The sequence below is a fragment of the Limnobacter sp. SAORIC-580 genome (assembly GCF_013004065.1).
GTDB lineage: Bacteria > Pseudomonadota > Gammaproteobacteria > Burkholderiales > Burkholderiaceae_B > Limnobacter > Limnobacter profundi.
Map to the genome: position 1 here is coordinate 687,452 of NZ_CP053084.1, position 22,589 is coordinate 710,040.

Annotated in this window: 20 protein-coding genes and 1 other RNA gene; 10 read left to right on the forward strand and 11 right to left on the reverse strand. The window is 54.2% G+C overall.

The annotated features are described in order from the left end of the window. Nucleotides 1-43: 43 nt before the first annotated feature. From HKT17_RS03225 to HKT17_RS03255, 7 genes are all read left to right on the forward strand, one after another. Complete coding sequence (locus HKT17_RS03225; protein WP_171097793.1) at nucleotides 44-2,560, forward strand: PD-(D/E)XK nuclease family protein; 2,517 nt, start codon at nucleotides 44-46, stop codon at nucleotides 2,558-2,560. Beyond that, on the forward strand, nucleotides 2,553-5,837 hold the full coding sequence (locus HKT17_RS03230) for a UvrD-helicase domain-containing protein (protein ID WP_171097795.1): 3,285 nt from the start codon (nucleotides 2,553-2,555) through the stop codon (nucleotides 5,835-5,837). The genes HKT17_RS03225 and HKT17_RS03230 overlap by 8 nt, the downstream gene beginning before the upstream one ends. Before the next feature lie 10 nt (nucleotides 5,838-5,847). Continuing rightward, nucleotides 5,848-5,944: signal recognition particle sRNA small type (gene ffs / locus HKT17_RS03235), an RNA gene on the forward strand. Between the two features lie 57 nt (nucleotides 5,945-6,001). Then, nucleotides 6,002-7,840: a DNA polymerase III subunit gamma/tau gene (gene dnaX, locus HKT17_RS03240; protein WP_171097798.1), complete on the forward strand. Its 1,839-nt coding sequence runs from the start codon at nucleotides 6,002-6,004 to the stop codon at nucleotides 7,838-7,840. Between the two features lie 22 nt (nucleotides 7,841-7,862). Next, nucleotides 7,863-8,189 (forward strand): YbaB/EbfC family nucleoid-associated protein, encoded by a 327-nt coding sequence (locus HKT17_RS03245; protein WP_040512993.1) that lies wholly within the window; start codon nucleotides 7,863-7,865, stop codon nucleotides 8,187-8,189. Nucleotides 8,190-8,198: 9 nt separating this feature from the next. Next, nucleotides 8,199-8,834: a recombination mediator RecR gene (gene recR / locus HKT17_RS03250; protein ID WP_008250216.1), complete on the forward strand. Its 636-nt coding sequence runs from the start codon at nucleotides 8,199-8,201 to the stop codon at nucleotides 8,832-8,834. A 27-nt stretch (nucleotides 8,835-8,861) separates the two neighbouring features. Next, complete coding sequence (locus HKT17_RS03255) at nucleotides 8,862-10,082, forward strand: CaiB/BaiF CoA transferase family protein (protein ID WP_171097800.1); 1,221 nt, start codon at nucleotides 8,862-8,864, stop codon at nucleotides 10,080-10,082. Nucleotides 10,083-10,136: 54 nt separating this feature from the next. Here HKT17_RS03255 and tal read toward each other — a convergent pair whose 3' ends face one another. Next, nucleotides 10,137-11,087 carry a transaldolase gene (tal, locus tag HKT17_RS03260; RefSeq protein ID WP_171097802.1) on the reverse strand — a complete coding sequence of 317 codons (951 nt, stop codon included), beginning with the start codon at nucleotides 11,085-11,087 and terminating at the stop codon, nucleotides 10,137-10,139. A gap of 128 nt (nucleotides 11,088-11,215) precedes the next feature. Here tal and HKT17_RS03265 point away from each other — a divergent pair, with 128 nt between their 5' ends. Together HKT17_RS03265 and HKT17_RS03270 are read left to right on the forward strand one after the other, a co-directional pair. Further along, nucleotides 11,216-11,569 (forward strand): hypothetical protein, encoded by a 354-nt coding sequence (locus tag HKT17_RS03265; protein WP_105028313.1) that lies wholly within the window; start codon nucleotides 11,216-11,218, stop codon nucleotides 11,567-11,569. 3 nt (nucleotides 11,570-11,572) lie between these two features. Beyond that, entirely contained in the window at nucleotides 11,573-12,076 is a 504-nt protein-coding gene (locus tag HKT17_RS03270; protein WP_105028314.1) for a disulfide bond formation protein B, read from the forward strand. Here HKT17_RS03270 and HKT17_RS03275 read toward each other — a convergent pair. Further along, nucleotides 12,060-12,338 carry a hypothetical protein gene (locus HKT17_RS03275; protein ID WP_171097804.1) on the reverse strand — a complete coding sequence of 93 codons (279 nt, stop codon included), beginning with the start codon at nucleotides 12,336-12,338 and terminating at the stop codon, nucleotides 12,060-12,062. The genes HKT17_RS03270 and HKT17_RS03275 overlap by 17 nt on opposite strands. 178 nt (nucleotides 12,339-12,516) lie before the next feature. On the opposite strand from HKT17_RS03275, the gene HKT17_RS03280 reads away from it, so the two are divergent. Then, entirely contained in the window at nucleotides 12,517-13,602 is a 1,086-nt protein-coding gene (locus tag HKT17_RS03280; RefSeq protein ID WP_105028316.1) for an HD-GYP domain-containing protein, read from the forward strand. On the opposite strand, the gene HKT17_RS03285 is transcribed toward HKT17_RS03280, so the two are convergent. The 9 genes from HKT17_RS03285 to cpaB form a co-directional block, all read right to left on the reverse strand. Continuing rightward, nucleotides 13,599-14,582 carry a sensor histidine kinase gene (locus tag HKT17_RS03285; protein WP_171097806.1) on the reverse strand — a complete coding sequence of 328 codons (984 nt, stop codon included), beginning with the start codon at nucleotides 14,580-14,582 and terminating at the stop codon, nucleotides 13,599-13,601. The genes HKT17_RS03280 and HKT17_RS03285 overlap by 4 nt on opposite strands. Before the next feature lie 8 nt (nucleotides 14,583-14,590). Further along, nucleotides 14,591-14,896 (reverse strand): hypothetical protein, encoded by a 306-nt coding sequence (locus HKT17_RS03290; protein ID WP_171097808.1) that lies wholly within the window; start codon nucleotides 14,894-14,896, stop codon nucleotides 14,591-14,593. Next, a complete protein-coding gene (locus tag HKT17_RS03295) occupies nucleotides 14,893-15,726 on the reverse strand; it encodes a tetratricopeptide repeat protein (RefSeq protein ID WP_171097810.1) in 834 nt (277 codons plus the stop codon). The genes HKT17_RS03290 and HKT17_RS03295 overlap by 4 nt, the downstream gene beginning before the upstream one ends. Before the next feature lie 5 nt (nucleotides 15,727-15,731). Next, on the reverse strand, nucleotides 15,732-16,685 hold the full coding sequence (locus tag HKT17_RS03300; RefSeq protein WP_171097812.1) for a type II secretion system F family protein: 954 nt from the start codon (nucleotides 16,683-16,685) through the stop codon (nucleotides 15,732-15,734). Nucleotides 16,686-16,695: 10 nt separating this feature from the next. Continuing rightward, nucleotides 16,696-17,604: a type II secretion system F family protein gene (locus HKT17_RS03305; protein WP_105028321.1), complete on the reverse strand. Its 909-nt coding sequence runs from the start codon at nucleotides 17,602-17,604 to the stop codon at nucleotides 16,696-16,698. Then, on the reverse strand, nucleotides 17,601-18,842 hold the full coding sequence (locus HKT17_RS03310) for a TadA family conjugal transfer-associated ATPase (protein WP_105029804.1): 1,242 nt from the start codon (nucleotides 18,840-18,842) through the stop codon (nucleotides 17,601-17,603). The genes HKT17_RS03305 and HKT17_RS03310 overlap by 4 nt, the downstream gene beginning before the upstream one ends. 128 nt (nucleotides 18,843-18,970) lie before the next feature. Beyond that, nucleotides 18,971-20,170, reverse strand: coding sequence for a CpaE/TadZ family protein (locus HKT17_RS03315; protein ID WP_171097816.1), 1,200 nt, complete (start codon nucleotides 20,168-20,170; stop codon nucleotides 18,971-18,973). A gap of 12 nt (nucleotides 20,171-20,182) precedes the next feature. Next, nucleotides 20,183-21,619: a type II and III secretion system protein family protein gene (locus HKT17_RS03320; RefSeq protein WP_171097817.1), complete on the reverse strand. Its 1,437-nt coding sequence runs from the start codon at nucleotides 21,617-21,619 to the stop codon at nucleotides 20,183-20,185. Further along, nucleotides 21,616-22,581, reverse strand: coding sequence for a Flp pilus assembly protein CpaB (gene cpaB / locus HKT17_RS03325; RefSeq protein ID WP_171097819.1), 966 nt, complete (start codon nucleotides 22,579-22,581; stop codon nucleotides 21,616-21,618). The genes HKT17_RS03320 and cpaB overlap by 4 nt, the downstream gene beginning before the upstream one ends. Between the last annotated feature and the right edge of the window lie 8 nt (nucleotides 22,582-22,589).

Genomic DNA, 22,589 nt, shown 5'->3' on the forward strand with positions numbered 1-22,589 from the left:
ACGTTTTAATCGACTTAACAACATACATTAGCCTTTACACGTTTTGACCCAACAACCTGTTTCTGTCGATCCTTTTCTAGCCACCCCATTTGCGGCGGCATTTGACTGGCTAAGCCGATCGGGGCTGGATGCCCGCCAGGTGTTGTGGGTGATGCCCCGCATAGAAACCGTGGGCAGCTTTAAGCGGCATTGGGCGCAGCACCACGCGGGCCTTGCCACGCTAGGGCCTTGGGTTCAAACAGCGGACCGTTTAAGCCAGCCAGCCGCCATGGGCCCCTGGTTGGCCTTGCAAGCCGATTTGGTGGGGGTGTTGCGGCAATTGCCTTTGTTGGGCGGTGGTTCATCGCCCTCGCAATTGTGGGGTTTGGCCCAGGAATACCTGGAGTTGGCTTTGCGACAGGTTTTGGTGCAAAAACGCAACACAAGTGCGCTTGCCCAGTATTGTGAGAACAACACTTTTGCTGCTGAAGAGGCTCAAGTGGTGGCCACATTGGCCCAAACCTATGCGACCGAGCTCATGGACCTGTTGCCCAAGCCAGCCGAACCTGGGGGCAGTCCGCCCGTGCAGGTGGTGTGGTTTGATGATGGCGAAACTGTGCCAGGCCTTTGGCTTGATCTGTTTTACCCCGAGGTGCCGTTGCAGGTGTTCAGGCTTCCTGCCATTGAGGGGCCACAACCCTGGCAACAATTGGGCGCGAAGCGTTTTAACACCCAGCCCAGCCCCTTGGTGTTGCAGGTGGCGCCCGACGAAACCACGCAGGCCCAGCAGGCCGCACACCAAATTCTGGAATGGTTGCGAGAAGACCCGGTCAGCGAAATTGCTGTGGCGGTACTTGATCGCTTGGCTGCGCGCCGTATGGTGGGGCTGCTGGCTGAAGTGGGTGTGTTGGTAGATGACCGCACCGGGTGGCGTTTGTCCACATCGAATGTGGCGGGCTGGTTTGACCACCTGTTGCAACAGTTTGTAGAGCAGGGCCAGCTTACTGCCATTGCTCAGCCCTTTACCGGCTTGCCGCTTGAACACCTGGAGCCTTGGGCTTTCGGTAAAACAGGGAACCGTTACACGCTGGCGCAGTGGGCAGGCGCTTTCATGGCCCTGTTTGAAAAATATGATCTGGACACGGCCTTGCAGCCTGACGAAGCGGGGCAGCAGTTGCTGACCGTGCTGGGTTTGATGCGGCAGGTGCCTGCGCAAACCGAATTTGATTCACACGAATTTTTGGCAGCCTGGCGCAGCTGGGCTGAGTCACAACGTTTTCGCCCTCTCGACATTGAAAGCCCTGTGCGAATGGTGCCCTTGTTGAGCACGCGCATGCGGCAATTCAGGCGTGTGTTGGTGTTGGGTTGTGCACAGTCCCATTTTCAGGAAAGCCCACCCGGTTTGTTACCACCTGCTGTGGCGCAGGAATTGGGTTTTCCCGGCCCGCGCCTGGCTCGCATTCAAAAAATATCTGCGTTGTACGAGTTGCTGTTGCACAGCAATGAGGTGACCTTGGTACACAGCGCACAGGTGGCAGGCAAATCCGAAATGTTGTTGCCTGAATTGATGTGGCTGGACATTGTGTTGCGGGATTCCGAAAGCCACACCCAACATTGGGCCAGCTTGTGGCACCACACGCCTTCCAGTCTTGAAATCGAAGTGCGCGAGGCACCCGAGCAGGCTTTGCAACTGACCGCCTTGAGCAATTCGGGTTCAATGCCTGATTCTTTAAGAGTGACAGCGCTGGACGACTGGAAGGCATGTCGCCTTCGGTTTGGCTTGAAACACGCTTTGCCCTGGCCACCTCAGCGTGATGAGGGTGCCATGCGTTATGAGCAATTGCGCGGAGTGTTTGTGCACAAGGTGCTGGAAAAAACAGCACAGCACATGGCCTTGCCTGGCCAGCCCGTGAATCAGTTGCAAGCGTGGAAACAAACACTGCTGGACCAGGCCCAGCTTGTGTGGAACACGCTGGAGTTGGACGATCGCGCAACTGTTTACCCCTTCCTGAAGTTTTTTGATCAAATTGTGCCGCGCCTGGCCGGTAAATTGATGGAACGTCAAATTCAGGGGTGGCAGTTCAAGGGTGCAGAGCAGCAGGTTGAACACACACTTGTATTGCAACCCAGCGGAGCCTCGCTTGCATTGAAAGGCCGCGTGGACAGGTTGGATACCCGGGGTGGCGCACTGGCGATTTCAGACATTAAATTTACCAACCCTGCCGTGTTGAAAAAAAGACTGGCCGATCCTTTGAGCCAGCCTCAATTGCCCGCCTATCAGGCCATGTTGAACAGCCCTGGTGCGCAACTTGATTTCCTGGGCTTGCACAAAGACAAAGTGGATTGGGTGAGTTTTCCGCCCTTGAGCGATGAGTACCGTGAACAGGGTTTTCAGTCCTGGGGGGAGGTGTTGCTCAGTGAACTGGTCAGTGAACTGAATTCGTTTTTTGAAGGCAAGGCGGTGTGGCAAGCCAACCCAGGTGACGCCTGTGAATACTGCGCCGTGCGTGGCGTGTGCAGGCCCGAAACCCACCCTGCTTTTCACGAAGGAATGAACGGCGAGGAGGGCGACGATGACTGATTCGCCCACCAACAAGTCGCCCAACGACTTCACATCGATTGCCTGCAACCCGGCCAACAGCGTTGTTGTGGAGGCTTGCGCAGGCAGTGGTAAAACCTGGTTGCTCACCGCACGCCTGTTTCGTTTGCTGTTAAGTGGGGCAAGGCCTGATCAAATTTTGGCGATTACCTTCACACGCAAAGCCGCGCAAGAAATGCAGGAACGCCTGTTTGGTTTGTTGCGTGAATGTGCCTTGTTGAGTGACGACAAGCTGAGCGCTTTGTTGACCGAACGCGGTGCCGTGGCCAATGAGACCAACCTGAGCAAGGCGCGTGCGCTTGCGGGCGAGGTGCTGACCAATTCACGTGGGGTGACCATCGACACGTTCCATGGCTGGTTCGCGTCTTTGTGCCAAATGGCACCCTTGGCCAGTGGCTTTTCAAGGCAAAGCGAACCCACCGATCAAACCGGGTTCTGGATGGACATGGCCATTGATGTGTTCACAGCCAATTTGCTGAACGATCAATCGGAATTGCTGCCAGCCTTTGACACGCTGGCCTCACAAATGGACCGTGCCGTGGTGCGCCAGGTGTTGCAGCATGCGTTGACCAATCGCGTGGCTTGCAGCCTGTGGTTGCACAACAGCGAAGCGCCACCGTTGAACTTGGTGTTTGGCATTGATGAAGGCGAACAATGGCCTGTTGAAGTGTTGAACAACAAGCATTATCTAGAGCAATGGCAACAAGCTGCACGCTGGCTGGCCTTGGGCACGGCGAAGCAACAGGGCCATGCTGTGGAAATTGAAAAGGCACTGACTGCATTGCGGGAAGGTGGCGATGCAGGGGATGTTTTTGAGCAGCTGAAAGCGGTTTGTTTGACCGCAAAAAATGAACCGAGCAAAAACTTTTTCAAGATCACTGCGGGCCAGAAAACAGCGGTGGATGAAACAGACTATGTGCAAACCTTGGAGGGCTTGGCCCTGCAAACAGCACAGGCCTTGCAATTTGAAAAAGACCAGCTCGACATGCAGGCCACAGCTGCTTTGGCGCAATTGATTGAGCCCTTGTTTGACACGTACAAATCAATCAAGCTTGAGCAGGGTTTGTGCGATTTCGATGACCTTGAAGCCACCGCATTGCGCATGTTGATGAATGATGAACAGCGCGCTTACATGCAGCAAAAACTGGACACGCGCGTGCGTCATTTGTTGGTGGATGAATTTCAAGACACCAACCCGGTGCAATGGAATATCTTGAAACTTTGGTTGCAAGACTACAGTGGTGATGACAAGCCCAGCGTGTTTTTGGTGGGCGACCCGAAACAATCAATTTACCGTTTTCGACGGGCCGAAGCGCGCTTGTTCAACCACGCGCGCACCTGGCTTGTGGAAAACTTCGCAGCCAAAACTTTGGAATCGGATTCAACACGGCGTTGTGCGCAGTCTGTGGTTAATGTGGTCAACACCGTGTTCGAGCCGGGGCAAACGCGGGGGCAAACTGCCTTTCGCACACACACCAGTTTGGCTGGAAAAAGTGAATCCACGCTGAGCGGCTTGAATGTTTATCCCAAACTGCTCAAAGAAGAGCAAGGCCCCGATGAAGCGCAGCGTGTGGTGCACACTCTGCAACAGTGGCTGGCCAATGGCAGCATCCAGAATTTGAGTGAAGTGATGGTGCTGGTGCGCGCCCACAAAAGTGGCGTGCCCCTCATGGCTGCTCTGCGTGAAGCCGGTTTGGCTTACACCATCAAAGACAAAGGCGAGCGTTACACCTCGCAGGTATGGGGTGACACCATTGCACTACTGGGTTTTCTGAATGACCCACATGCCAATTTGCACCTGCTGCAATTGTTGCGTTGCCCCCTCATTGGGCTTTCTTCGCCGCAATTTCAGGCGCTGATTCAAGCGGGTAAAACAACCCGGACCACCACTGGGGCCAACACCGTGTGGAGTACGCTGGAGGCCTTGGCCGGGCAACATGAGAGACCATGGGCGAACTTGCATGCGCAATTGTCGGAATGGCTGCGCATGGCGCGCGCCTTGCCGCTGTTTGAAACCCTGTCCAAAGTTGTTACCGATACCAAGGCCTCTGAAAAATATTTGAATTCAGCGTCACCGCGCCAGCGGGTCATGATGGCTGAGCACTGGGATTGGTTAAAAGCTTGGGCACTGGGTTTGAACAAGGGTCGTTTTCCAAGCCTGCAGCACGCTTTGGATGAGGCTGTGAAACTGCAAACCTATGCCAGCTCCGACAGCGAAGGCGCAGCCAACAACCCGGATGTCTTGCGCATCATGACCGTGCATTCAGCCAAGGGTTTGGAGGCAAACCACGTGTGGCTGTTCGATGCAAACTCGTCGCCCAAACCCGGTGGCAGCAATGCGGGTTTGCTGATCGATTGGGCTTTGGGTGAATCGCACCCCAACTCAGTCACAGTGATGGGCAATTTGAGCAACCCCAGCCCAGGCCGTGCATCTGCTCAAACCATTGAGCAACAAGCTTATGCCGATGAGGAAGACCACTTGCTGTATGTGGCGCTAACCCGCGCCCGGTATTCCATTCACTTAAGTGGCAGTGAAAAGCGTGGGGCCAACAAGGGCTGGTATGAACGCTTGCTGCCTTTTGCCTCGCTAGTGCACAACACTTGGCCAACTTTTGAAAGTGCAATAAATGCATCCGATGAAGCCAGGCAAGGGCCCGCCCAAATTGAATTGGCTGGGCTGTTCGATCCCCCCGCCGTGTGGGTACGCCCGCAGTTTCCGGTACTGAAAGCATTGAATGCGCCTGTGGGCAAGGTGGTGCCTCGTATTACCACGCCCGAATTGCGAAAAGGCACAGCCTGGCATGCTGCGCTTGAATGGGTTGACGAGCTGTTTGATGTGCCTTTCGACACTTGGTGGGCGCGGGTGTTGGTGCGCTGCGAGGCGGTGTTTCGACCCCTGCGGGACGATGAATTGCTGCATGTGGAGCAAGCCTGCCGTTTGCTGGTGGATAAGGCTGACTTGCAGCCCTGGTTGCAAAGTGCTGTGGTCAGCAACAACCGTGTGTTCAATGAACTGGAATGGGTGCTGGGCGATGGTCGGTCGCTTCGGGCTGACCGGGTGCTTGAGTTGTCCGACCGTTTTCTGGTGCTGGACTACAAATGGGCAGTAAATGCAGGAAATTTGGAAGGCTATACCCAGCAAGTGCTTGAATACGTGGGTTTAGTTGACCTCACCCTGAACAAGGGCAATAAACTGGCGTCCACACAAGCTGCACTGATTGACCGGCATGGCGAGGTTCACTGGCTGACTTCGGTGTAGAATTCAGTCTGGCGGGCCTCCCCGCATGGCGTAGCGGCCAACCTGGTCAGGTCCGGAAGGAAGCAGCCACAACCGTGAAGTCAGTGCCGGGGTTCTGGCTCGCCTCTTAATTTGTTGGACCCAGCGCGGAATCAACCGTGGACACAAACGTGGACCCAATCTGAATGAATCAAACCGTATCTCAGGCTTTGGCACGAAAATGGCGACCGCGAGACTTTGATTCTCTGGTGGGCCAGGCCCATGTGGTTAAAGCCCTCTCCCACGCGCTCGACAATCAACGCCTGCACCATGCCTATTTGTTCACCGGCACCCGCGGTGTAGGCAAAACCACCATTGCCCGAATTCTGGCCCGCGCCGTGAACTGCGAGCAGGGTATTAGCCGCACGCCTTGTGGCAAGTGCCAGGCTTGTGTCGAAATCAGCCAGGGCCGGTTTGTCGATTTGCTGGAAGTGGATGCAGCCACCAACACGCGCGTGGATGAGATGCGTGCCTTGCTTGAGAACGCCATGTACGCGCCCACCGCAGGCCGCTACAAGGTGTATGTCATCGACGAAGTGCACATGCTGTCGACCAGTGCATTCAACGCCATGCTGAAAACGCTGGAAGAGCCACCAGGCCATGTGCTGTTTATTTTGGCCACCACCGATCCGCAAAAAATTCCAGCCACGGTGTTGTCGCGTTGCCTGCAGTTTGCCTTGCGCCAATTGCCGCCCGACCAGCTTGCAGACCACCTGGCCCACATTCTGACGGAAGAGAAAATTGCCTTTGAGCCCGGTGCGCTGCGCCTCTTGGCCAAGGCCGCACGTGGCAGTGTGCGTGATGCACTTTCACTGACTGACCAGGCCATTGCCTACAGCGCAGGCCATGTGGGTGAAGAAACCGTACGAACCATGCTGGGCGCTGTGGATCAGCAAGTAGTGCATCAGTTGCTGCAAGCCCTGGCTGTTGGCGATGGCAAGGCTTTGCTTGAATTGAGCAATGCGCTGGCCACAGCCAGTGCGCCATTTGGCGCCATTCTCGACGAACTGGCCGCCATTGCTTACCGGCTTTCGGTTGCGCACTTTGCCGGTGAACTTGATGCTGATGACCCCGACCAGGCGGCGCTACAACACCCGCAAGGTGCTTTTGGTGCCGAAGATTTGCAACTGATTTATCAAATTGCCACCCATGCCCGTGCTGAATTGCATTTGGCCCCAGAGGAACACATTGGGTTCTCCATGGCGCTGGTGCGCATGTTGGCCTTCAAGCCGGGTGGGCAAGTTGCGGTGGGCCGTACCATGCCCTTGGCTCCAGCAGCCATCAAAGCGACCGTTCCCCTGTTGGCAGCCAAACCCGCTGCGGCTAAACCAGTGGTGGCTGCTGTGCCTTCAATGCCTGTTGAGGTTTCCGCTGAGGTCCCTGCTGCGCCTGTCATGGAGTCGACCACACCCAAGGGCCCATCGCCTGCGCTTGTGGAGGAATTCGACGAATCACCACCCTGGGACACCGCCGATGATTTGCCTGTGGCCCAATCGAAGCCCGTTGTGCCTGCATCTGCATCAGCGTCGGAATTTAAACCGCAACCGGCTTATACCCAATCAGCCAATGGCAATTTGCCCAGTGCGGCCAACTGGCCGCAGGTGTCTCAAGAAGTGCCCGCCAAGGGTTTGACCCGCCAGGCGCTTGTGCAGGCCGAACTGGTTGAGGCCAGTCGGGATGGCGAGGTGCTGCACATTGTTTTGCGCACAGCAATTAAAGCCTACACCGAACCCAGCATGGCGGCCCGTCTTGAGAGCGCACTGGGCCAGTACTATGGAAGCACTGTCCGTTTGCAAATGCAGTTTGGTGAGGCGCAGCAAACCGCGCATGCGGTGCAAAGTGAAACCCGCAGGCAAGCCCTTGAAGGCGCCAAGCAAGCCTTGCAGGAAGACCCGTTTTTAAAAGACATTCAGAACTTGATGGGCGCAACTGTGGTCTCAGGTTCAGAACGCACGCTGAGCAATACAGGCCCAGCCGATATTTGACAGGAGAGATTTCGACATGAACATGATGAAAGGCCAACTGGCCGGCTTGATGAAACAAGCCCAGCAAATGCAGGAAAAGATGGCCAAGATGCAGGCCGAAATTGGTGCCCTGGAAGTGGAGGGGCAATCGGGCGGTGGTATGGTGAAAGTGGTGATGACCTGCAAGCACGATTGCAAGCGCATTACCATTGACCCCTCGCTGTTGGGCGAAGACAAGGACATGCTGGAAGATTTGGTTGCCGCAGCATTCAACGACGCTGTGCGCAAAGCCGAAGCCACCATGACTGAAAAAATGTCCTCAGTCACGGCCGGTTTCCCAATGCCCCCCGGCTTCAAAATGCCATTTTAATTTTCACACATGAGCCGTTCCGCGTTTGACGCCTTTGATGGCCTCGACCCTTTGGTTGATCTGGTGCAGGCGCTCAAGCGCTTGCCCGGCGTGGGGCCAAAGTCGGCGCAACGCCTGGCTTTTCATTTGTTGCAAAATGATCGCCAGGCCGCCACGGCGCTTGGTGAATCGCTACTGAAAGCAGTGGCGGAAATACGCCACTGCAGCATGTGCAACAATTTTTGCCATGCCGATGTGTGCTCTATTTGCAGCGACACCCGTCGCAATCCAGGTTTATTGTGTGTGGTTGAAACACCTGCTGACCTTGCTGCCATTGAGGCCACGCAAACCTATCGCGGTTACTACTACGTGTTGATGGGCCGTGCCTCGCCATTGGATGGTGTGCGCCCTGAGTCCTTGGACTGGCCCAAGTTAAGCCAGCGCCTGGACGACAGCGAAGTGAAGGAAGTGATTCTGGCCACCAACTTCACCAACGAGGGCGAGGCCACGGCCGTGTTTCTCACCGATCGAATTCGCCGTATGGCACTGAAGGTGAGTCGCCTTGCCCGTGGCGTGCCTATAGGTGGCGAGCTTGAATACACCGACCCCAGCACCGTGGCGCGGGCTTTGTTGGACCGTCGCCAGTTGGGCTCTGACCCGGAATAACTCTTTTATTTTTGCCAGCGGCTTTCCATGACCAATCCTTCTGAGCAATCTTCCACCACCAACCTTGGTCCTTTGGCGGGCATCCGTGTGCTTGAATTGGGTTCACTGATTGCCGGGCCGTTTGCCAGCCGAATGCTCGGCGAATTCGGTGCCGAAGTCATCAAGGTTGAAACCCCAGGCAGTGGCGACCCCATTCGCAAATGGCGTGTGCTGCACGAGGGCAATTCCCTGTGGTGGGCTGTGCAGGCCCGCAACAAAAAATCGATCACGCTGAACTTAAAAGCCGAGGAAGGGCTGGCTGTATTGCGCAAGCTGATTGAAAGCGCCGACATGCTGGTGGAAAATTTCCGCCCAGGCCAACTCGAAAAGTGGGGCTTAAGCCCAGAACAATTGCAGACTATGAACCCGGGCCTGATTGTGGTTCGCCTGAGCGGCTTTGGCCAAACTGGCCCCTACAAAGACCGCCCCGGTTTTGGTGCCATTGCGGAATCGATTGGTGGCATGCGGTTTTTAAGTGGCGACACCGACCGCCCGCCTGTGCGTGTGGGTATTTCGATTGGTGATTCACTGGCCGGTTTGCATGCAGTAATCGGTGCGCTGATGGCCTTGCAGCATCGCCACAAAACAGGCAAGGGGCAGGTTGTGGACGTGGCGCTGTATGAATCGGTGTTCAACATGATGGAAAGCCTGCTGCCCGAATATGACTTTGCAGGTGTGGTTCGCAAACGTTCCGGTGCAAGTTTGCCGGGCATTGTGCCATCGAACACTTACACCTGCGGTTGCGGCGGATTCATTGTGATTGGTGGCAATGGTGACGCCATTTTCAAGCGCCTGATGGTGGCAATTGGTCGAAGCGATTTCTCAGAAAACCCCGACATGGCCAGCAACGATGGCAGAGTTCGCCACACCGAGTTGATTGACAGCACCATTGCCCAGTGGTGCAAGGAACGCAGCATTGACGAGGCGCTTGAAGTGCTCGAAAAAGCCGATGTGCCTGTCAGCAAAATTTACAGCATTGAAGACATTGTGCGCGACCCGCAATTCGCTGCACGCGGCATGATTGAAGAACATGCCTTTGGCGACGACCGTACTTTGAAAGTGCCGGGTATTGTGCCCAAGTTAAGCGATACACCCGGCCAAACCCGTTGGCTAGGGCCCAAGCTGGGTGAGCACAATGCGCAAGTGTTGGCAGGGCTTGGTTATTCGGCTGAAGAGATTCAGCAGATGAAGGATGGTGGGGTGATTTGAATTGTGGGGAGTTGAAGCGTTGCTGGCTCTGCAAATCTGCGCCTCACCAACACCTTATGCCTTCAACAACCCATCCAGCGTAACCGAATCTTTCACAAATGCTCGAATGCCTTCCGCCAGTTTCTCTGTGCCCATGGCATCGGCATTCAATTCAAAGCGAAAAGCCGCTTCGCCGTCGGGGAATGTTTCACGTGGCTGAGCAAGTGCCCAATCAATGCCCAGGTCGACCTTCAGTGGCGCATCGTCCGCCCGCAGTTCAGCCAACAACTCAGGGCTGATGGTAAGCAGGTCGCAACCTGCCAGCGCCTTGATTTGCCCCGCATTGCGAAAGCTGGCCCCCATTACTTCCGTGCGAATTTCATTTTGTTTGTAGTAGGCGTAAATGCGGCGCACCGATTGCACGCCAGGGTCGTTCACGCCCGCATTGGCAGCTTCATCCCAATTGCTACCAGCCGATTTTTTGTACCAGTCATAAATTCGACCCACAAAAGGTGAAATCAATTGAACACCGGCTTTGGCGCAAGCATGCGCTTGAATGGGCGAGAACAGGAGTGTGAGGTTGCAATGAATGCCCTCTGCTTCAAGGGCTTTCGCTGCTTGAATGCCTTCCCAGGTGGAGGCAATTTTGATCAACAGGCGTTTTTCTGTCGCAATGCCTTCAGCCCGGTACAGGGACACAATTCGCTTGGCGCGGGCAATGGTGGCCTCTGTGTCAAAGCTAAGCCTCGCATCCACTTCGGTGGAAACACGACCAGGAATAATTTTCAGAATTTCAGTGCCAAAAGCCACCAACAGGCGATCGGTTTGCAGCTCAAGCGGCTCATGGCCATATGCAACCTTGATTTGCTCCAGCAGGGGCAAATATTGTGGTTTTTGAACTGCTTTTAAAATCAGCGATGGGTTGGTGGTGGCGTCTTGGGGAAGAAAGGCGGCAATCGCCTGAAAGTCACCCGTGTCAGCCACCACAGTGGTGGCTTGTTTCAGTTGTTCTAATGCGTTGCTCATGGCTTGATGGTGGCGAAAATTCAACGAAGTACGCTTCAGTATAGGCTTTTAAGGCATTTATTTGATGAATGAAATAGTATCCTTTGAACAGGAATTAAAAAAAACACAACAAACAATGAGTACTCGCCATGTATTCTGAACAAGAATTGGAACAACAACCCTTGATTGATGATGATCAATGGGGACGCCTCGAGAGTGAATTGGGGCTTGAAATGCTGCAGGAATTCGCACAAGAGTTTTTCGAAGAAACGCGTGAAATCTGGTTTGTGCCTGGTTTTGATCCTTTCTCCATCGAGGAAAAAGCGTTTAAATCCATGGCGCACCGAAGCGCGGGTGCAGCGGGCACCATCGGTTTCAAAAAACTCAGGTTCGCTTTTTTGTGCATGGAGCACAATCCGCTTGGGGATGAAACCCGGCATTACCTGTCGGCCATGGCCACTATTTTTCAATCGACCCAGGACTGGGTGCAAAGCAAGCAATAAATCATGCAATATTCTTCAGCACGGCCCTGGGCAAGCCTGGGCCTGGCAATTAGTCTTGGTGCGTTGGGTTTGGCACTGTTCTTTCAAATCAGCAAAGAATGGTTTCCGTGCCCGTTGTGCATTATTCAGCGTTATGCCTACCTTGCAACTGCCTTTGGCTTTTTGGGTATTGGTTTGACCAGTCGAAAAAGTATGTGGTCAGCGGTGTTTGTGTTGTTGGCACTGCTTGGCTTTGTGGCGGGTGCGGGGGTGGCTTTCTACCATGTGTGGGTGTTGTCGAACCCGGCTCAAACCTGCGGCGTTGACCCCCTGCAAAACACTTTGAATGCTTTACCCTGGGTTCAGTATTGGCCCGATATGTTCGTTGCCGACGGTTTGTGTACCGATGAATATCCACCTTTGTGGGGTTTGTCATTGCCCATGTGGAGCGGGCTTGGTTTTCTGGCGCAAGGCCTTGTGTTGTTGATTGCCGTTCGTACCCGGCAGTACGTCAAAGGCTCATGGTAATTGGGTTGGCCAGGGTCACCCAGTTCTGGGTGCTTTGGCTGGCCATTTGCTTTCTTTCCAGGGTTTCCATGTAGCCAAGCAAGGCACCCAGTGCGTCCATGGCATGCGGGTTTTTGCTCTGCCTGACAGCGTGCAAAACCACGGCCAGTGCATCGTCAAGATTGGCGTCGCTGTCCTGCAAAGGAGCGGCCATTTGAAGCTCAACAGTTTCCGGGAAACGGAAGTCGTGTTTGGGTGTGGCGTGCAGTTGTATGGTTTGCATGGTGGTGAACCTGGATCTGACTTGATCCAAGAATCTCATCTTTGCCGCTGTGCCCACTTTCTGAATAAACCACTTTTTTTGATCCAGTTCAGCAGATCCCCGAAACGGACCCCACCGATCGGGCGATCATTTTTTTGGCAGTCCGCTCGTTATGTATTAGACGAATAGGAGTCTGCCCATGTTGATCAATATTTCAGATGCCCAGGTCGTGCAACCTTTGTTGCAACGCAAATCCCTGTCGCCCGAGCATTTGTATCTTTATTCCGGCAAACATTACAACCCGGGTACGCGCGTGGCCGGGGAAAGCCTGGTGGCGCTGGAAACTGAACTGACCCAGTCCACTTTGCTGTACCTTCAGGCGCAGGATCTGTTTGAAGAACTGGATTGTTGTTACAAGGTGCTGTCCAAAGCATTGGTGGATGAAGAACCAGAGACTTTTGTGCTGGTGATGGACGAGCTTGCAGGGCGGTTCAAGCACATTGCCATTCATCACTTCGACCTTGCTTATGCCTACCTGGCCTGGCACACGGCAGACGATTACCCGGTGATGCACCACATGCTGGTGGCTTTGACCCTGTTTCGGGTGGGTTTGTGCAGCAATCGGTTTTCCGATGAAGAACTGACCTCGCATTTGAAAGCCGCATTGACCATGAACATCAGCATGTTGACCTTGCAGGCACGTTTGCGGGCTCAAACCGAACCGCTGTCGCGCGATCAGCGGGAAACAATTCGCAAGCACCCGGAGCAAAGCGCCAACAAGTTGAAGTTGCTGGGTGTGAAAGATGAAATCTGGATTGAATCGGTGCGCATGCACCACGAGTTGCCCGATGGTTCGGGGTATCCAAACCAGGTACCGAACAACAATGTAGGTTCTGTGCTGTTGAGTGTGTGCGATTCGTTCAATGCAAGAATGGCCCAGCGTGACTACCGCAGCAATTTCACGGCGGAGCAGGCTGTGAAAGACCTGTTTGCCCATGCCGATCACTTGTACAGCTGCTTCACGGCCATCATTCTTGAAGAGTTGGGAATTTACCCGGCTGGCAGTTTGGTGCAATTGACAGGCAGTCAAATTGGCTGCAGCCTGATTCGGGGTGAAACTGCAATCAGCCCTGTGGTGCTTGTGTTTCGCAATTTGCCCAGCCCGGGCCCGGGGGCAGCCTTGGTGGACACCTCAACCGATGGCCACAAAGTACGCAACGCCCTGCCCAGGCGAGACCTTGGCAAATTGCCAGGCTTGCTGGAGCTGCTGTCCAAGGTGGTTTAGAACGATCCGCGTTCAGGCAATTGAAGGCTGGCGACCGTTTGATTGCCCACGCGGTTTAATTTCAGGGTGATGTGGTGGCGAGAGGCGATGCGCTCGGCGGTGGCCAGGCCAATGCCTTCGCCTTCAAATTCGTCGTTGCCGTGCATGCGGTGAAACAGCTGAAATTTTTGGGCATCGTGAGTTTCCGAGAAGCCCACGCCATTGTCGATGATTTCCAGGTTGCTCGGGCTGCTCTGCCGAACAATGATTTTTGGAGATTCAACCGGTTTGGAGAATTTCACGGCATTGTCGAGCAACTCTTTGAATGCTTTCATCATCATTGGCTTGTCAAAACGCCATTTGCCCTGCACCTGAATTTCAATCGGTACGGGCGAAAAGCCGAAATGCTCGTTCACCACTTGCAGAAGTGTCTCGTTCAGGTCGTGCAGTTGAACATTCAATGGGCAAACACCCAGGCGCAGGTATTCAATCAGGGCGTCCAGCAACACACCCATGCGTTTGCCATTTCGGCGAATTTCTTCAAGTGATTTGCTGGCCTCGGGGGGCGCATTTTCGCCGAGGTCGTCGGCGAGGAAAAAGGAGTAGGCGTCAATGGCGCGAAGCGGTGCCCTGAAGTCGTGTGCAATGGTTCCAGACAACCAGTTCAACTGGCTGAGCAAATCATTGTTCTCTTTCATTTGTCGCTGCGTTTCTATGTCGACACTCAGATTGAGTTGGCCCAATGCCTCTTTCAGGCTGTCAATTTCAGACTGCTGGGCAAGCAGCATTTGTTCATGTGACTTTTGGGTTTCTTTCAACTGCTCGCGCGCCAGGGCCTGTTGGCGTTTCATTTCGCTGCGCAATTTGCTGGACAGCGATTCCAGCGCAGTCTGCTTGCTGCGCAGGTCGTTGAGTTCAAGTTGTTGGCTGGCGGCCTGCTCGGGTGTCAGCAGCCGTTGGCCGGTGACAAAAGACAGCAGTTTAAGCAGCAGGCGCAGCACGTGAAAATTTAGTTGGTCTTGATGGTTGAAACTTGGGACACGGGCGCTTTCTGGTCTTTTGCACCAATGGAGTCGGTGTAAGCCCGGTAGGCTTTGCCTGCCGATTCAGCCCTGTAGGCTTCGACTTCACCCCGGTTAATGCCCTCGGCCTGCTCTTTCAGCCAGGTACGGGTGCTCAAGCCAGTTTCAGCATCGGTTGTGCCGGAAATGTGTGATGAGCCCTGATTCGTGTTGGCAGTGCTGTCTTGTGCGCTAGCCAGCAGGGGAGAGGCGCATAACAAAGCGGCCATTATCCACGGAGTGTTTGAGTTCATTGGGTATTTCCTTTGGCGTCAAAACGCCTTTTGATGGAATTGGCTTGCGACATCACCTGGTTGCGAGTGTTGTCAGACCACTGCAGGCGATCTGCGATGTCCATGGCCATGTTGAAATCGTCAAATACCAAGCCCCACAAGGCGAGGTTGGCCATGATCTTCGAATCGCCACTGGCCAGCTGATTGGCTTTCATCAGCGTGTTGTAAGCCGGTTCTTTCTGGCCTTCCAGCAAGTAAACCAAACCCAGGTCCGAGTAGGCATTGATGTTCAGCGGGTCCACTTGAATGGATTTCTCCAGTCGGGTTGCCGCGGTTTTCAAGTCGCCACGTTCAATGGCCACTTTGCCCAAGCCGTACCAAACCGGCCCGCTTTTTTGTTGACCTTGACCGCTCAGCAATGATTTGTAGACAAGCTCGGCCTGGTCCAACTGGCTGGTTTTTCGCAGCGAATCGGCGCGCAGTTGCTTGCTTTGCCGGTCCGATCCCCATTTCTGGTCATAAGCATCCAGGTGAGCCAGGGCCGCGTAAGCGTTGTCTTGTTCAATCATGGTTTGAACAAGTTTCAGGTGCAGGTTCTTCTCGCGTTCAGCGCGGGCTTTTCGGGTTTGTTCGTCTTCCCGGTCAAGTTCTTTGCGTTCGGCTTCGATCAGTGCGTCTTGGGTGGGGCTTGTGGCACTGATATTGGGCGCACTGGGCGTAGTAGCAGGTTCGGGGGCTGGCGCAGGTGCATTGGGTGCCTGCTGCGGTGTTGCACACGCAGCAAGAACCAAGGGCAAGGCCAACATGGCCAGTTGCCGACTGAATTGTCCTGAAATTAGACGACTGCTCAACACGCTTAACCTCCAACCCGTTCAAATGCACGAATAATGGAGATGATACCGGGACCGCCGGTCATGATCAGCAAGGCCGGCAGCATGGTAATCACCATCACACCAGTCAGTTTAACAGTCAGTTTGCCCATTGTTTCTTTGGCGTTGGCTCTTTCTTTTTCGACAAGTCGATCTGAGAACTGTTTCAATGGTTCTTGAACAGCACCACCAAACTTCTCAATTTGCTCCAAAACCTGCACAAATGATTTGAATTCGTCGCTTGAATACATGTTGCTCATTCGTTTCAACATGACAATCCAGGGCACGCCAGACTTCACTTGAGCGCGAGATCGGCGCAACATGCGGCCCGTGATGGGTACAAGGTCGTACAGTTGCGAGGTCATGACTTCAATGGATTGATCAACGCTCAAGCCTACGCCTTGCAACAAACGCATCACGTCAACCACAGCCACCAGTTCTCGCTCGAAAGCGGCTTCACGGCCTTCTCCAACCGTTTTCAGGTACCACTTGGGTGCCATGAAACCGATGCCGGTCACTGCAATGACCTGAATCATGGGAATGGCACCAAAGCCTGCATCCCAGTTCAGGAAAAGCCCGATGGTCAAACCAAGAAGCCCAAGTGCAATGCGGATCAGTACAAACCGGCTCAGGTCTTCTTCACGCCCAAAACCCGCCCGGCCCAACAGTTTTTTGTCTTCTTCTTCTACAAAATAGGTGAATGCCTTTGTTTTGCTGAATTGTTGGCCAAGCCGCTCAATGCGGCCTGTGAGCACGCTGGTTGGAACCTGATTTCGCATGTTCGCCGAGCTTTGCACCTTGCGACGAAGTTCAGTGTATTCATCAATACGCGCCAGCGCTTTTTCTTTGCGGCTGGTTTGGCTCAGAAGGCTCCACGCCAGACCGACAAAACCCAGACCCAGCAAGAAGATGCCGATTGCCAGTAATGTGTTCATGTCCATGATGGCGCCCTTAAATGCTCTTGACCATGCGATAGATGATCGCAGCGCCAGCAATTTGCAAGATACCTGCGACAAACAGCAGCATGCGGCCGGTGTCGTCATTCCACATGGTGCCCAGGTATGCCGGGTTCAGCGTCAAGATAATGCCGGCCAGCGCGGGTGTTAAGCAGCACATGAAAACGGCCGACATGCGGGCCTCTGATGACATTGCCAGCATTTCCTGATGGTGTTGCTCACGATCGCGCAGGTACTGTGCAAGGCGACCCAGCAAAATGTCGCTTTTACCACCGTAGTTCAGTGCCAGTGCCACAACGGATGCAATCAATTTGAATTCGCTCAGCCCATACACCCGCGCAAGGCGGTGCATGGCCTGGTCCAGTTCCAGGCCTGCATACTGCATTTGAACAGCCAGGCCAAGCGCTTCTTTCAAGGGTTGTTCGGCGTTTTCAAGCGCGGTATTGAATGACACGGTCAGGCTGTAGCCCACCGCGCTGACACGCACTACGCCGTCCAGAAAGTTGGGCAACTGCCCCAGCATTTGAAGCCTGCGTTTGCGTTGGCGATACAGCACATAAGCGGCAATGCCCAGAATGGCGAGAATGAGTGCGCCGGCAGCGCTGGCTGCACCTCGAAAAACGAAGGCTGCAAGTGAAGGTATCAAGGTAACCATTGCCACGCGAATGCCCAAGGTGCGGTCAATCGTGAGGCCCGCTGAAATCAGGCTGTCGGTGATCCATTGCGGAATGTATTTTTTGCGCAGGGGGTCTTTTTCCAGCGCCAGTGGATCTCGGGACTTGCTCAGGGCCACGTCCAGTCGGCTTTCCGCCAGTTTGCGGTTTTGTTCTTCAGCACCCCGGCCCAGTAATAGCAGGGCCAGAGAAATGAATACCAAGGCAGCGGCGATCAGTCCGAATGTCATGTCAGGCGGATATGCGAGATTTTCGGGTTTTTGGGGTAGGGCACTACAGGCACCCAATTGTCCAGTTCCTGGCCATCAGGTCCGAGTCGGCTTTCATGGCGATACAGGTCTTGAAGCAGAATATTGTCGTCTACAATGCCCGCCACTTCCGTGATGCTGTAAATGCGGCGCTTGCCCGAGGGCAGGCGAACAATTTGAACAATCAGGTCGAGCGCCGAGGCAATTTGCCGGCGCAAACTCATTTCATTGCCGGTGAAGCCAGCAAAGCCTGACAACATTTCAAGGCGGTGCAAACAATCGCGAGGCGTCGAGGCGTGAATGGTTCCCATAGAACCATCGTGGCCAGTGCTCATGGCCTGCAACATGTCAAGTACCTCAGCGCCGCGTACCTCGCCTACCACCACGCGGTCGGGGCGCATACGCAGGCTGTTTTTGACCAGGTCGCGAATTGAAATTGCACCGGCCCCTTCGTGACCGCCGGGGCGGCTTTCAAGCCGAACCACATGGTGGTGGTTCAGTTGTAATTCAGCTGTGTCTTCAATGGTAATCAAACGTTCACCGGCTGGAATGAATTCAGCCAGCACGTTGAGCATGGATGTTTTGCCGGTGGATGTTGCACCGCTCACCACCAAGTTGCAGCGTTTGCGAACAGCTTCCTGCATCAATTCATACACGCGAGCATCAAAGGTACCCAGGCCCATCAGGTCTTCGGCGCGCAATGGTGTACTTCTGAATTTGCGAATGGACACCACCACGCCATCGCGTGCGAGTGGGGAAATAATGACGTTGATCCGGCTGCCATCGGGCAGGCGGGCATCCACCATGGGGCTTGATTCATCGAGCCTGCGACCCAGTGGTGCCAGAATACGGCGAACGATACGCAGCAGGTGGGCATTGTCGACGAAGCGGGCCTGAACACGTTCCATGCGGCCCATTTTGGACACATACACGTCCTTGTAGCCGTTGATCATCACGTCTTCAACATTGGGGTCTGCCAGCAAGTCTTCGAGAGGGCCAAAGCCCGCAATTTCCTTGTACAGCGAGTCGGCCACGAAGGCCACTTCAGAATCGTTCAGCGGAATCTGCTTGCCATAGATCAGGCTTTGCACTTCGCCCTGAATGAATTTTTCAAGGGCGCTGTTGTCCATTTTGGCAAAGGTAGCGCCTTTCTTTTCGATAATGGCCAAAATGTGTTCATGGGCCATTTCTTTCACGTCGGCCAGCACGGCAGAGTCCATGTCGTTGACTTTGGCAGTGGCAAACTGCAAGTCCTCTACGGCGTTGGCTGCGTTGGGCAAGGAACCGGCAAGGTGCTCAGGTTCTTTGGGTGTTGGGAGCGGCGCTTCCTGGCCGAAAATGATGTCACTCATTTGTTGAACCATTTCTTGAATGTACCTGCAAGGCCGCCCTGGCCATCACGGTGTTTGCGGTTCGCATTCACTTTGTCGAGCAACTGGGCCACTGCTTTGGCGTACGGGTCTTTCGAGTCAGCAGCAGACAACACCTGGCCACCATTGACTGCATTAATCAGCGGCGCTCGTCGGTCGGGCAGGGTGTGTACTGTTTCAATGTTCAGTTTCTTGGCTATCGATTCTGCGTCCAGCGCAACATCTTTGTGATAAGGCGTGACCACCAGGTCAAATGTCTGGGTTGCAATGCCTTTGTCGTTCAGGCTTTTGATCAACTCGGCGGCGGTCACAATGCCCGGCACCGACTGTGGTGTAAGCACCATGGTGGCATCGGCGCTTCGCAACAGGCTGGCCACAAATTCAATATTCGAGAACCCGCACAAATCAATCACGATATTCTCGAAAAATGATTTGATCAGATTCAAAAACTTCAGCGCATCGGATGCGGAAATATCACGCAAGTCCGCCAGGTTTCGTGGCAGTGAAAGTATTGCCACGCCAGTGGCATTGTTGCGGCGAAAGGCGGTTTTCGCCAAGGTGGCATCAAAGCGTTTCAGGTTGCGCACGCATTCTACAAAGTCCATTGCGCCTTGCTTGTCTTCGGCGGGCAAGTGCACCAGGCCGTCGCCCAAAGGCAAACCAAAATCAAGCAGCAAGGTACTGTCCTTGTTTTGTTTGGCCAATTGCACGGCCAGGTTGACTGCCAGTGTGGTGGAGCCCACTCCTTGCCGTCCACCCAGTACCACCAAGGCGTACCCCTTGCGTTCATTGCTTTGCTTGGGTGCTTTTTCAACCACGCCTGTCAGAATTTTTGTAACTTCGCCAGCGCTTGAATCAAGGCTTAAAAAGTCTTTCACACCCGAGCGCAAGGCATTGACCACGTCTTCGGTGGAGTCTTTCGAACCCATGGCCACCACCGGTAAGTCGGGTGCCAGTTCGCGCAATTCTTTGACGATCAGGCTGGCGTCCAAACCCACCTGGGGCGAGTAATCCACCACGGCCATGCTGGGCGATACCAAGCCCACGCGTTTGGTAATTTCGCTGAATGTGCCAGATTCGCGCACCAGCATGAAGCGGTCACCCACTGCGTCTGACAGCCAAAGCCAATTGGCGTCAGACCCACTGATGAACAATATTCGGGGCATGCTTTGTTGCATCGCTAATTCCCCTTAATTGGTGGTGAAGCCGGGAACAGGCTCTTTTGCGGAAGGCAGGAAGAGTTGGCCCCACACGCTGCGCGGGCGCATGCCCACGTTCTGACCGGGAAGGGCCAAAGCGGGTGCGTCTGCTGCACGGGGTTTTACAAATCGCGGTGTCACAATAATCAGCAGTTCCTTGTCTTCCCGGCTGTAGGTGTTGCCTTTGAAGAAGGCACCCAGAATCGGAATTTCAGACAACCAGGGCACACGGTTGGCGTTTGCAATAATGTTTCGGCTGATCAAGCCGCCGATGACAAAGCTTTGGTTTTCGCCCAGTTCAACCGTGGTGCTTGCACGGCGAGTCAAAATGGCGGGAACCAGCACACCTTGAATGGAGGTGCCGCGAGAGAAGTCGAGATCGCTGACTTCAGGCGACACTTTCAAGGCAATTGTTTTGTTCGACAAAATGGTGGGCGTGAAACTTAAACCCACACCAAACTTTTTGTATTCAATACCAATAGTTCCGTTGCCGGAGGGCACGGGAATTGGAATCTCGCCACCCGCCAGAAATGATGCATCCTGGCCAGATTGGGCGATCAGTGAAGGTTCGGCGAGAACTTTGGCATAGCCGTCGGCTTGGAGGACATTCAATCCGGATACCAGATCACAGGTAAGTGGTCCAACAGGTTGTCCTTGAAATAAAGCACTGGTAACCGCACCAACCGCCGCACCGCCTACACACCCTGCACCATTAAAAGCCAAAGAGAATGCATTCGATACACCGCCCGAACCGCTCACACTTGCCGGCCCCGCAATTGAGTATGTGAATCCACCACCATTAACTTGACCTGTCAGGTTAATCCCCAAGCGTTGCAATTCACTGCGGGTGAATTCAACCACTTTCACATCCACCTGCACAGTGCCAGACGTTTGAATGGTGGCCTGGTCAATCAGTTCTGCAGGTTTGCCGTCACTACCGGGCTTGATCAAACTCTCGCGCGCTTGCTGATAGGTGCTCACATTCGGTGTTGAACCCGAAAGTTTCAATACCTGCCCCTCGGTTTCAAGGTTCAAGTCTTTCAAGTTGGAGATCGTTTCAGCCGCCTTGCCAGTGACTGCCACAGTGATCACCCGGGCCATGCTGGCACCGCGGTCCCAAATCAGCAGCGACGTGGAACCTGTTTTCAAACCAGTGACCAGCACGCCTGCATTCTTGCCGCCGCGGTCAGTGGGTTTGAGTACGGTGACTGAGGCAATCGTGGGGTCTCCAATCGACACCCGTGCCGGAATACCTGGCAAGCTGATGACTTTTTGAAAACCAGTGCTCAAGGTGAGCACAAAAGGTGCTGCGCTGCTGGGTGCAGCAGGCGTTTGCCCCACAGCCATCTGGGGGCTGATTAGCCCTGCGCAGGCCACCAATGAAATTGCTGCAACCACGCTTTTCAAAGTGATGTTGTTCTTGTTCATCGCGCTGTTTCCCGGGTTGTTTCTCCGCCGCGAATTACTTCAACAGTGGCCGGTTCGGCCGTGCGTTGGGTAGTTTGCGCGGGTTTTTTGTTGTCTTTTGTGTTGCCGCTACCAGGCAGCACTGTGTTGCCCAACGACGTTCCCGCAAATGCTTTGTCACTTGGGCTTAGTTCAATCGGTGGTTGCACTTTTAGTACTTTGCCATCAGGCCCCTTGACCGGAAGCGGCTTCAGTACGGTGTCCGGTTGAGGGTACTTGCTCATGTCAGGAAGTTCCTCTTCCTCTGGGCTGCGCAACACCACAAACAATTCGCCTTGGGTTTGCGCAATGGCCAAGGTGTTGATGTCGCCAGTGGGTACTTCAACCATCATGGCTTTCAAGCGCACAGGGCGATTGTTCACGTCTTTTTCATTGGCGGCATTCGTTGTTTCTGGCGCATTCACCAGTTGCGAGCCCACCGAGAGAACGCGCAGCTTGGGCATGATCAATCGAGAAATTGTTTCTTCAATGTCTCGGCTGTTGGATTTGAAAATCGAGAACACATCAACGTAATCTCCGGCCTTGATCTTGGCTGTGGCCACGTTGTTTTCATCAAGGCGCAAGGCAAAGGCGCGGTAACCTTCACGCACTTCAGCAGCCACGGCACCAGATTCAAAATATTGATTCGTCACTGGCAAACCCTTGCCAATGTTGAACAAAGGCTTTTTGCCAATTACATCGCCAATGTCGGTGAAAGCACCGCTGGGTGCAATTGCAAATTTTTCCACCTTCAGCATCTCGGGGGTGACAGGCTTGCCGAATTGGATTTCAACTGTGCTGACCACCACCGGAAAACGCTCAAGTGCGGTTTTGATGGCTTCTCCGCCTTTCTTCACGTTTTGTCCGGATAGAAAAGCCATCACCATGAAAATCAATCCGATTCCCAATAGCAGCAGTGCGAATATTTTTGTTTTTCCTGACATGTCGCGAA

What these genes read in the sequence shown, in the direction of transcription:
- HKT17_RS03230 (WP_171097795.1), top strand. Translation starts at nt 2,553, where the DNA reads ATGACTGATTCGCCCACCAACAAGTCGCCCAACGACTTCACATCGATT.
- dnaX (WP_171097798.1), top strand. Translation starts at nt 6,002, where the DNA reads ATGAATCAAACCGTATCTCAGGCTTTGGCACGAAAATGGCGACCGCGA.
- HKT17_RS03245 (WP_040512993.1), top strand. Translation starts at nt 7,863, where the DNA reads ATGATGAAAGGCCAACTGGCCGGCTTGATGAAACAAGCCCAGCAAATG.
- recR (WP_008250216.1), top strand. Translation starts at nt 8,199, where the DNA reads ATGAGCCGTTCCGCGTTTGACGCCTTTGATGGCCTCGACCCTTTGGTT.
- HKT17_RS03255 (WP_171097800.1), top strand. Translation starts at nt 8,862, where the DNA reads ATGACCAATCCTTCTGAGCAATCTTCCACCACCAACCTTGGTCCTTTG.
- tal (WP_171097802.1), bottom strand. Translation starts at nt 11,087, where the DNA reads ATGAGCAACGCATTAGAACAACTGAAACAAGCCACCACTGTGGTGGCT.
- HKT17_RS03265 (WP_105028313.1), top strand. Translation starts at nt 11,216, where the DNA reads ATGTATTCTGAACAAGAATTGGAACAACAACCCTTGATTGATGATGAT.
- HKT17_RS03270 (WP_105028314.1), top strand. Translation starts at nt 11,573, where the DNA reads ATGCAATATTCTTCAGCACGGCCCTGGGCAAGCCTGGGCCTGGCAATT.
- HKT17_RS03275 (WP_171097804.1), bottom strand. Translation starts at nt 12,338, where the DNA reads ATGCAAACCATACAACTGCACGCCACACCCAAACACGACTTCCGTTTC.
- HKT17_RS03280 (WP_105028316.1), top strand. Translation starts at nt 12,517, where the DNA reads ATGTTGATCAATATTTCAGATGCCCAGGTCGTGCAACCTTTGTTGCAA.
- HKT17_RS03290 (WP_171097808.1), bottom strand. Translation starts at nt 14,896, where the DNA reads ATGAACTCAAACACTCCGTGGATAATGGCCGCTTTGTTATGCGCCTCT.
- HKT17_RS03300 (WP_171097812.1), bottom strand. Translation starts at nt 16,685, where the DNA reads ATGGACATGAACACATTACTGGCAATCGGCATCTTCTTGCTGGGTCTG.
- HKT17_RS03305 (WP_105028321.1), bottom strand. Translation starts at nt 17,604, where the DNA reads ATGACATTCGGACTGATCGCCGCTGCCTTGGTATTCATTTCTCTGGCC.
- HKT17_RS03310 (WP_105029804.1), bottom strand. Translation starts at nt 18,842, where the DNA reads ATGGACTCTGCCGTGCTGGCCGACGTGAAAGAAATGGCCCATGAACAC.
- HKT17_RS03315 (WP_171097816.1), bottom strand. Translation starts at nt 20,170, where the DNA reads ATGCAACAAAGCATGCCCCGAATATTGTTCATCAGTGGGTCTGACGCC.
- HKT17_RS03320 (WP_171097817.1), bottom strand. Translation starts at nt 21,619, where the DNA reads ATGAACAAGAACAACATCACTTTGAAAAGCGTGGTTGCAGCAATTTCA.
- cpaB (WP_171097819.1), bottom strand. Translation starts at nt 22,581, where the DNA reads ATGTCAGGAAAAACAAAAATATTCGCACTGCTGCTATTGGGAATCGGA.